This window comes from Martelella alba, assembly GCF_006516955.1.
In the GTDB taxonomy this organism is placed as follows: Bacteria; Pseudomonadota; Alphaproteobacteria; order Rhizobiales; family Rhizobiaceae; genus Martelella; species Martelella alba.
In genome coordinates, this window is the sequence record NZ_VHLG01000032.1 from 1 (window position 1) to 9,050 (window position 9,050).

Annotated in this window: 10 protein-coding genes; 4 read left to right on the plus strand and 6 right to left on the minus strand. The window is 60.0% G+C overall.

Going from position 1 to position 9,050, the window contains the following annotated elements; all coding sequences use genetic code 11:
* The 6 genes from FJU08_RS22325 to FJU08_RS22350 all read right to left on the minus strand — a co-directional run.
* The coding region (locus tag FJU08_RS22325) for a phage head spike fiber domain-containing protein (protein ID WP_141151250.1) at positions 1-1,123 on the minus strand (1,123 nt) is incomplete at its 3' end.
* 12 nt (positions 1,124-1,135) lie between these two features.
* Entirely contained in the window at positions 1,136-1,384 is a 249-nt protein-coding gene (locus FJU08_RS22330; RefSeq protein ID WP_141151251.1) for a hypothetical protein, read from the minus strand.
* Entirely contained in the window at positions 1,381-1,614 is a 234-nt protein-coding gene (locus FJU08_RS22335; RefSeq protein WP_141151252.1) for an XkdW family protein, read from the minus strand. Before FJU08_RS22335 ends, FJU08_RS22330 begins: the two co-directional genes overlap by 4 nt.
* Positions 1,615-2,670 (minus strand): hypothetical protein, encoded by a 1,056-nt coding sequence (locus tag FJU08_RS22340; protein WP_141151253.1) that lies wholly within the window; start codon positions 2,668-2,670, stop codon positions 1,615-1,617. It lies immediately after the preceding gene.
* Positions 2,667-5,867 (minus strand): TipJ family phage tail tip protein, encoded by a 3,201-nt coding sequence (locus FJU08_RS22345; RefSeq protein WP_141151254.1) that lies wholly within the window; start codon positions 5,865-5,867, stop codon positions 2,667-2,669. The genes FJU08_RS22340 and FJU08_RS22345 overlap by 4 nt, the downstream gene beginning before the upstream one ends.
* A gap of 15 nt (positions 5,868-5,882) precedes the next feature.
* A complete protein-coding gene (locus FJU08_RS22350; RefSeq protein ID WP_141151255.1) occupies positions 5,883-6,476 on the minus strand; it encodes a tail assembly protein in 594 nt (197 codons plus the stop codon).
* A 79-nt stretch (positions 6,477-6,555) separates the two neighbouring features.
* On the opposite strand from FJU08_RS22350, the gene FJU08_RS22355 reads away from it, so the two are divergent.
* The 4 genes from FJU08_RS22355 (at position 6,556) to FJU08_RS22370 (ending at position 8,501) form a co-directional block, all read left to right on the plus strand.
* The gene (locus FJU08_RS22355) at positions 6,556-6,783 is read left to right on the plus strand and encodes a DUF4160 domain-containing protein (RefSeq protein WP_141151256.1); all 228 of its coding nucleotides are present in this window, start codon (positions 6,556-6,558) and stop codon (positions 6,781-6,783) included.
* Positions 6,758-7,246, plus strand: coding sequence for a DUF2442 domain-containing protein (locus FJU08_RS22360; RefSeq protein WP_141151257.1), 489 nt, complete (start codon positions 6,758-6,760; stop codon positions 7,244-7,246). Before FJU08_RS22355 ends, FJU08_RS22360 begins: the two co-directional genes overlap by 26 nt.
* Entirely contained in the window at positions 7,243-7,539 is a 297-nt protein-coding gene (locus FJU08_RS22365) for a HigA family addiction module antitoxin (RefSeq protein WP_141151258.1), read from the plus strand. The genes FJU08_RS22360 and FJU08_RS22365 overlap by 4 nt, the downstream gene beginning before the upstream one ends.
* Positions 7,540-7,826: 287 nt before the next feature.
* Positions 7,827-8,501 (plus strand): hypothetical protein, encoded by a 675-nt coding sequence (locus FJU08_RS22370; RefSeq protein WP_141151259.1) that lies wholly within the window; start codon positions 7,827-7,829, stop codon positions 8,499-8,501.
* Positions 8,502-9,050 lie beyond the last annotated feature (549 nt).

The following is a 9,050-nucleotide window of genomic DNA, read 5'->3' on the forward strand; positions in this document are numbered from 1 at the left end:
TAACGCTCGGCTCGCCATCATTCACATTGGCGGCAATACAGTCGAGCAGCATCGTCCACTGATCGCGGTTCAGGATGGCAACGGCCTTGTCTGACAGGCGGCAATCGTCTTCGCCACGGGTGACGGCGGCATCGCTCAGCGTCTGTATCAGCGAAGTCGGGCCGGGCTTCTTTTCCAGAGACCACCCGGCAAGCCGGACAACCTGGCCGTTGAACGTCGTTACCCCGCTTGTCAACCCCGCAACCTGCACTGCAGAGCGCACCAGGTTCGACGTTTCATCAACCAGCGTATAGGTTCGAGAAACCCGGTTCAGCATCGCTTGAGGCTCCTGCCCCGGCCCTGTTCCGCCGATATAGTTGCCGTCAAGCTGCTCATAGACACCAGCGCCAAGCTTGGCGCCGGCCGGCCATTCCCCGCTGATCAGTTGTGTATAGATGCTTGCGGTCCATGTTTCGCCAGCCTCGGCCGCCGCATTTGACAGGCCGGTATTGGCAAAGACGCCGGACTGGTTACCGGTGGCGGTTCCGGCCAATTCATAGTCGACATAAGGCATATCACCGAGCATGCCATAGGCAATCACCGTTGCGGTGATGCCGTTATTCACAGCCCCGTCGTTCCATGGAAGCAAAGCCGTCGGGCTGGATCGGGTGATGACGTTGGTGCTCTCGCCTTCAATGACCAGCTGGCGTTTGCCGTTCTGCCAGTCGAGCCGGGCGATATCGGCCGCCGCTTCGTGGATCAGCCCGTTTTCGCCGGTATAGGTGGCAACACCGAGCCGTTCGAGCGGCAACACTTCGGTGAGATCCACCTGCGGCGCGGGATACCAGATATCATTGTCGTTCGCCGCTGGAATGCTGCCCGCGGCAAGCGCCGTCTGGCGATAGAGCGCAGCGTTGATATGGGCGAGCACGCCCGGCCAGCCGTGACCGCCATCCGCCATATCAGCCCCATAGGGCGAGGCCGCGACCGTCAGATCATCCTGACCGCCGTAATATTTGCCACCCTCATTGACCCGCCAGCTGACCGGATAGACACCGGCAACGGCATTCGGCTTTGCCTTGATCGCCATGCCATCGGCTTCAAAATAGCCGGACGGGTCCGCGGTGATTTCAAGTGCACCCATGGATTACACCTTTCAGAACTTTGGAATGACGACACCGACAACCCGGCCGGTCTCATCGTCTGGCCATGCGGCCGTTGAACTGTTGTCGAGGGTGTAGCTTTCGGCCGCATAGGCATAGACAGCCGCACCGACGAGCCGGGCGTTGTCATCAGCCGGCCATGCCGTAATAGTTGTGCCTGTCAGCCTGAAACCGATCAACTGGCCGCCTGCATTGCGTTGTGGCTGCAGGCAGTGCGAGATCACAAATCCGAGCGCTGTCATGCGGCGCCCTCCGCAGCCGCTGCCTGTTCGGCCGCCCAGGTGACGAGATCATCAACTGTCGGCGCGTCGATATCGGCCGGTTGCCATTCGGTGATCTCGACCTCGCCGATCTGCTCGGCCGAGCCGCGCCTGACCGGGTGCTTTGTCCAGAAGTCGCGGCCATTCCTCAGCGCCGGATACTGCGCTTCGATAATGTCGGCGGCCTCATGCGCCGTGAACTTGAAAGCCATTTATCCAACCCTCAGTTTGCGGCCGCGCAGATAGATGTAATCGCCCTGCTGGCGCAGCCCGGTCAGCACATAGTCGTCAGGAAGATCGACGGGCGAGCCGGACGAGGAGAAGCTCGCCACCCGGCCAAATTCATAGAGATCATCAAAGGCATAGACCTGCTGGCCGTGGCGGACGAAGTAGTCATGCAGCCAGCCATATTGCGAGGCCCAGAGATAGCCCTCGGTCGAGATCATGAAGGTCTGGTTGCCCCACTGCCCGGCATTGCCATCCCAGTAGAAGACGAAGTTGGCCCTCTCACCGTCGGTCCCGACCTTCATGCCATGCGACCACCAGCCAGCCTCGTTCTTGCTGTACATGATCTGCGGGCCGTCGCTGTTGCCGCGCTCTTCGATATGCAGCCGCTTGCCATAGCCGGAACTGTCGCCCGTGAGCTTCAGATTGACGCTACCGGTGTCAATCTGGCTTGGCCCCCACCAATAGGCACCGCCGTCTTCTCGGAACTCCCATGTCTTGCGGCCCTGCCCGCCATAAAGGCCGAGGTCGAGGTGGACATTCGACCCGGTCACCTCGGTGACCTGGAACCACGCCCGGTAATTGTCGTTGTCGATCCAGCCGCGATCCTGCAGGACGAGATAGACAGCATCATTCCAGAAGTTTGTTCCGTCGCTTTGTTGCCTTCGGCTTGTCACCTGGCCGGTCAGTGTTCCGCCTGTGTTCGGCAGATAGTTGGTGCTGATCTGCAGCTTTGAGCGTGCCGCCGCTGCATCGCCTGCCGTCAGAAGATCACGGGTAAAGGCCGTGCCCCCGGTGACGGTGAAGACATGGCTTGATGGATCGACCGTGCCGATCGGCGTGTCACTGGCACCGTCAAACACATTCAGCACCCAGGGCGATGATGCGGTGCTGATCCACATCATGCCGGCCGTGGCATAGGATGGCCGGGCAACACCGCTATGCATGGAGAGTTCAGCGGTGCGCCAGTCGTTGATATTGGCGGCCAGCTGCGATCCGTTGGTGACGGCCGGGTCGATTGTTTTCGTTGTTGCCTGCGTCATGCATTCGCCTTTCCGTAGCCGGTCGCGACAAAGTCAAAGCTCCGCGTCACCGCATTGCCTGACTGATCCCTGAAGATGATGTTGAACCCCGCCTTGCTCTTGGCGGTGATCGCGTAAGTGTCGCCGGTCGCCAGCCCCTGCGCCGAGATCGAGAAGCCGGTCATGCCGTGATAGGGCGGATCAAAATCAATCCGCCGCCCGGATGTGCCGACGACCAGGTCGTTACCGGAGATGATGCGGTCGGGCATATCGACGGTGAGTTCGGCCCGCGCGACGATCGGGGTGATATTGCTGTCGGTGCTCGCAAGCTGGATCCGCATCTGATAGCCACGGGCGACAACATCGCCGGTGATCACCTCTTCCCAGTCAGACCATGCTGCCCCGGCATCTGCCGGATCATCCTCGGTGGTTCGCATTTCCATGATGGCGCTCCACTTGGACGCATCCGCCCCGACCATGCCCTCGAGATTGATCAGCACCGGCCATTTCGACATGGTGTCATCGAGATCCTGCCCATAGACCGACAGGATCGGCGTGATCCGTGAGGTATAGACCGCACCGAGATCGATGGTGCGGGCCGAGGTGTAGGTGCCGCTCGCCACAACGGTGTTGGTTCCCGTTGGCGCCAGCTGCAGCCCGGCCGATTCTGCGACGCATCCATCAAAGCTTCCCGTCCAGCCCGGCTGTTCGACAAAGCTTTCAACCGCATTGGTCGCAGCACTGCCGACCGAGGTGGTGATGATCGCGGCATTGCTGCTTTCGACATCCTGCCGGGTGACCGCCTTGATCAGGTAGGTGCCCGGCCGCGTCGGGATCTGCACGCTTGTCGCATCGACATGCGGCAGCTGGATCGCAGACGATGCCCAGGAGACATTGGTCAGATCCGGCGAATAGCGGATGATGTAATGCGACAGGTTCAACGCCTCGACCGGATCCCAGCGCAATGTCGCAATATCGCCGAGGATCGAGATCCTGAAGCCATCGACATTATCCGGCGGGGCATAGATGCTTTCAAGCCGCTGGCCTTCCAGCGTCACCCATGCCGAGAACTGGTTGAGCGCGGCAAAGACCGAGCGCACCCGGAAGGCATACATGCCGGCATCGAGATCCTGCTGATCAATCGAGACACCCGAGGTCGAGCCGACATCGAGCCAGATCCCGCCCTGTTCCTGATATTGCACCTGGAACAGCGTTGCCCTTGCATCATCCGGCGCCGACCAGCCGATCGTCACCGCACCGCGCACGGTGAGCCCACCGGCAAGATAGAGATATTCGGCCACCTTCAGGTTTGACGGCGGCAGAAGCGGGCCGGTCGGATAGGTCGAGAAGGATGGCTTCTCAAGCTGAAGCCCCTCTTCCACCCGCGCCCATTTGGTGGCGTCATATTCGAGTGCTGCAATATCGAACTGGTGCTTGTCGTTCTCGGTGACCGAGAGAACCCGGAACGGCCGGGGCGCTGCATCCGTGCCCGTCAGGATCCACATGGCACCGGCAACCGGACGCGAGGGCAGCGCCTCGTTCAGCGTGAGGATTGCCGCCTCACCCGCCCCGTTGGTGACGGTGCGATCGGCAAGCGTTCCGTCCGCCATCACCACGGTGATCGTGTAGCTGTCGCCGCCTTTGAGCGTTACCGCCGCATCAATCGTGACCGAGGTGAGATCATCCGCCACTGCCTTCAGCCGGCCACCATAGCGAACACCGGCATAGGACGGATCGGCAATCAGAACCACGTCGCCCGGTGCCACGTCGGCATGATCGAGCCCGGCGCGATAGGTGACGACTTCGGTGCTGTTCTGCTCGGTATCCAGCAGCCAGTCGCCGTAACGATGCGCCTGCCCGCGTGAACAACAGCCGATCGCCTGGACATTGGTCTGCCGTGCGCCATAGCGCGAAACGGCTTCGGTATCCTCGACCACCTCGATCGCCGGATTGTAGTTGTTCTCAGGATCAAACCAGCGCACCAGAACCTGCGTATGCCGGGCCGACAGCGCCGATCCCTGATAGGAGAAGGTGCCATCAACCACATTGGCAGGCGTCACCAGCTTCACCGGATCCGACGGCTTGTCAGCCACGGCCGTGACCGCGCCACTGCCCCAATAGACCACGCCCCGGAACACGCCCGCCATGGCGGTCAGCACATTGATCGCCTCATCGCGGGAGGTGATCGCGCCATTGAAGGTATAGCGCGGCTCATATCCGCCAAAGCCATCAGGCACCGAACCGTCACACCACTGGGCAATCTCATAAAGCGCCCATTTCGACACCTGATCGATATCGAGATACTGGCCGAGACCATAACGGTCATTGACGACTAGGTCATAGAAGATCCAGGCCGGATTATCGGTGACAGCCGTCGTGAACGTCCCATCCCAGACACCGTTATAGGCGCGTGTGTCCGGGTCATAGTTCGATGGCACCGCGACCTCGATCCCGGCCCAGTCCGTTGTCACCGTCGGGATAGAGCCCGATCCGAACTGAGAGGCATCGAGCGTGACGCCGAGAATGGCGCTGTCGGGATAGGTCAGCTGATAGTCTTCGATCACCGTATAGCTCGACCAGTAGGTCTGGTTGTTGCTGGTGGTGCCGTTGCTGTCCTCCGAGATCCGCCGAACCCGGATATACCACGGCCCGGTTCCGGCAAGCGCGATCCGGTAGGCTCTCACATAGGGCGAGGTGCATTTACCCGAGATCGTATCGCTGCGGGCCTCTTCCCATGTGCCATCCTCGGTCCGGCGATCAATGGCGATATCAACGCTGTTCGCCTTCACATTGCCATTGTCGGGATCGGTATAGATCAGCTGCGGCACCTGGATCGACACCCGCACCGCCGTGGCATTCAGATCCGTCACCGCCCGCGTGATCGCCAGATCCTGTTTGACCTCGACCCCGACGCCCTCCTCACGCTCGACGGCAGGAAAGCCGGCCATGGCCGCCTGATCGGGAAAGCCGTTGCGGGTCTCATAGCCGACACCGTCAAAATTCCAGCTGCCATCATCATTCTGCAATGGCACGTCATCGAGGTGGATCGACTTCGCCCCGTTGATCAGCCCGCCGGTCACCCCCTCGCCAACGAGGAACATGAGCCGCATGGTCTGTTTCGAGCGCAGGCTGTTCGGCGCTTCGCTATAGCCGGCAGAAGACGACGACTTGCCGCTCTTGCCGCCGCCACCACGCCCGGCAATATGCATATGTTGCATGGGATATCCCGTCTGTCAGAGTGCGGCGTCTTCGGTGGAAAGCCCGGCGGCAATCAGCACCGGGGCAACACGAAAGCCTTTGCCATAGACAAGCGGCACGGGACCGCCTTCCGTGGTCACATTGGCACCGCCATTGAAGAGGTAGGAGGCCTGATCCTCAGTGCTGGAACTGGTGGTCTTGGCAGACGGTGACAGCATCTGCCCCAGCCCCGACAGGGCCAGCGCCACGCCGAGGCCCTTCATCGCGCCGCCGACCGTGGTGCCGAGCACGCCAAGACCGGTCACCGATCCCGGCAGAAAGAACGCCGCGCCGACCAGAAACACGCCCGCGACGATCTTGCCAAGGCCGCGATTGCCAGCCCCCGCCAGTACCGGAACGATATGCAGATCGGCAGAACCCAGCCTAAAATCGAGATCGCCCTGCCCCAGCGGAATACCGCCCTCGACCGGCCCACGGATCACACGAAAGTTCCGTTCCATCGCATAGGCCCGAAACCCCGGCAGCACCGCCGACAAAGCCTGCCCCGCCTCACCCGCACTTGCGACATCGAGGCGGAACACCGGCCCGAACCGGCGACCGAGACCGCCATGGAGATGGATGTTACGCATGGGGTTCCTCCCGCAGATAAATCATCGTTGAATTTGTGCACATGGTGCACTATATTCTCGCCATCAATCGGGGACCGGAATGCCGACGATCATCAAACTCGGAAACATCGCCATTCAGGTTTACGCCGACGACCACAACCCGCCCCACTTCCACGTGATCACCCCGGATCACGAAGCGGCGATCCTCATGGAAAGCCTTGAGATCATGGTCGGCAGCATGGACAGGAAGAGCCTGAGGGTCGCCCTGGAATGGGCAGAGAAGAACAGGGAGCAACTCACCAATGCGTGGAACCGCCTCAACCCGTGATGACGACATTATCGCGGTCGGCAAGCGGCTCCCCCGGCTTGAACGGGTCGAGCCACGCGAGGGCCGCAAGCTGTTTGTCCGTTTCGATGACGGAACGGAAAAGATCGTTGACCTCGCACCAGCCCTTGAAAGCCGCCGCTTCTACAAGCCCCTGCGTGATGACGATGCGCTGTTTCGGTCCTTCAGGATCAGCGAATATCGCAATGCCATCGAATGGAATGACGAACTCGATTTCTCGGCGATGTGGCTGGAAGCCCTGCCGCCGGCCGAGTTCAGCAATGCAGACTTCTGCAGGGCGATGAAGGAACTCGGCCAGACCCAGGAAGGCATGGCGAGCGCGCTTGAGCTGTCGCGCCGGCAGGTGGCCTATTACGCCAAGGACCGCCCGATCCCGCGCCATGTCAGCTTTGCCGTCCGCTACCTGCTGGAGCACAATCACCGGCCAGGCGGGGAAGCATCGTGACGAACATCATCACCCCGGTGCATCCCGGCGAGATCCTGCGCGAAGACTATATGGCACCGCTCGGCATGACCGCCGCCGCGCTGGCAGAAACGCTTCGCGTTCCTCAGCCACTGATCGAACAGATAGCAGCAGAGCAGACCACCATTTCCGCCGACATCGCCCTGAGACTGGCCCAATACTTCCGCACCTCACCCGAATTCTGGCTGAACCTGCAGGCCAGCCACGACATCATGGTTCAGGCGGCCGCCATGGTGGACGAGATTGAGGCCATTCGGCAAATCGAAGTGGTGTGAGACGGAAGTGTCGGCATTGCGCCGCCATTCCGGACGTTCATTGGTTCCCGACCAGATCCGCAAAGCTGCCGTTCGTTGCAAGCGGATCGAAAGCCCTGATTGGGCGGAGCCCGGTCTTTTGCCGCGCATCGAACCAATACCCGCTGAGCGGAACGAAGCTGAAGTTCGTTCCAACTGAACCAAAGGCGGCTTTTGGTCACCCGGTCAAAAACAGTCGCTTCCGCCGATGACATAAACGTATGAGTTTTGGCACTTGTTTGCCAGGTTGTTGGCACCAAAGCTATCGCATGTATAATGCCAAAATGTTGGATGCTGTCACGATCACACTGAATGAGGTCGGTTGGGACGCTGTCTCAGCCATTTCCGGGGTGCTTATTGCGATCTTGGGCTTTGTCATAAGTCGCAGCCTAAGACGCCGTGAAAAGCAGGCTGAGCGCTTTGCCCTGCTAGCCGAATACCGCAAGGAAATCATCGCATTTTCAAGGGAGTTCTTTGAAATCATTTCCGAAGCTCTCTCGGTACGGGCCAGGTCCAACGACAGCACTGCTGCTGGGGCTGAGTTGGATCAACTAAGCACAAGGCTCTCAGGGCTGGCCGACACAGGCAGATTTCTGTTTCCAAACGACAACAAGGGTTTAAATGCGTTTGGCTCCGAGAAGGGACCGGCATTTGAAGGTCGGCGGCGGCCTGCTCTCGACGCGATCTTAGCAGCACACTATGCGCTTGAGGCGATGAAGCGTAGCGGGGACGGTTCCAAACCATACCTCGATAAGGCGATGAGAGAGCTGAAGAAAACCAAGCAGCCTTTGACGCCGCCAATCCGCGAAAATGATCCAGTCTACCTCTTAATCCAAAGTCGCAGATGCTACCTGAATGTTGTCGTACCTGACACGTTTCCGCGTGAGTGGCTCGCGATGTTCACAACACTACTTGGGCCAATTGAAGGTGACAAAAACCGGTAGCCAAAACCTTCGGGCCAAAAACGGTCGTTTTTGGCGCAAGCAGGCCGCGCACCAAATCTTCCCCAAAAAAATGGGGTACAAACCCTTGGCAAAACCACCTTTGATTTTGTCACGTTTCTGACCGCACTCCGAAGAGCGGACACTGGTGCATAGTGCAGCATTGAGCACTTTGGGCTCGGTGTGGGCCTTCACCACCCATTACATTAATGTCTGCCTAGGTATGACAGCGTCCGACACCTGCCTGTCCGTTTTGGCCCCATTCCAGACTTGAAAACGTCGAAAACTGCACTCTAAAGCACGACAACGAGTCGCGGCAGTCCCGACGAAACGCATCACTCGCCCCGATACCGCACCCAATGCGTCACCCGCTTCAGCCATGGGCCGAGCGGTTCACGGCGGGAGAGACGGCCGTCGAGGTGATGCAGGCAAAGGCCGTTTTCCAGCATCACGCCGGAATGACGTAAGCGCTGTCTCCGCCCCATGGGAGATCAGGTTGACTTGCTGAAGTTCCAGGGAAGGAGCTCATCGATCCTGGAGTTCGGGTGGCCA

Coding starts and splice junctions, on each gene's coding strand:
- FJU08_RS22350 (WP_141151255.1), bottom strand. CDS start 6,476: ATGCGTAACATCCATCTCCATGGCGGTCTCGGTCGCCGGTTCGGGCCG.
- FJU08_RS22340 (WP_141151253.1), bottom strand. CDS start 2,670: ATGACGCAGGCAACAACGAAAACAATCGACCCGGCCGTCACCAACGGA.
- FJU08_RS22360 (WP_141151257.1), top strand. CDS start 6,758: ATGCGTGGAACCGCCTCAACCCGTGATGACGACATTATCGCGGTCGGC.
- FJU08_RS22335 (WP_141151252.1), bottom strand. CDS start 1,614: ATGGCTTTCAAGTTCACGGCGCATGAGGCCGCCGACATTATCGAAGCG.
- FJU08_RS22330 (WP_141151251.1), bottom strand. CDS start 1,384: ATGACAGCGCTCGGATTTGTGATCTCGCACTGCCTGCAGCCACAACGC.
- FJU08_RS22355 (WP_141151256.1), top strand. CDS start 6,556: ATGCCGACGATCATCAAACTCGGAAACATCGCCATTCAGGTTTACGCC.
- FJU08_RS22370 (WP_141151259.1), top strand. CDS start 7,827: ATGTATAATGCCAAAATGTTGGATGCTGTCACGATCACACTGAATGAG.
- FJU08_RS22345 (WP_141151254.1), bottom strand. CDS start 5,867: ATGCAACATATGCATATTGCCGGGCGTGGTGGCGGCGGCAAGAGCGGC.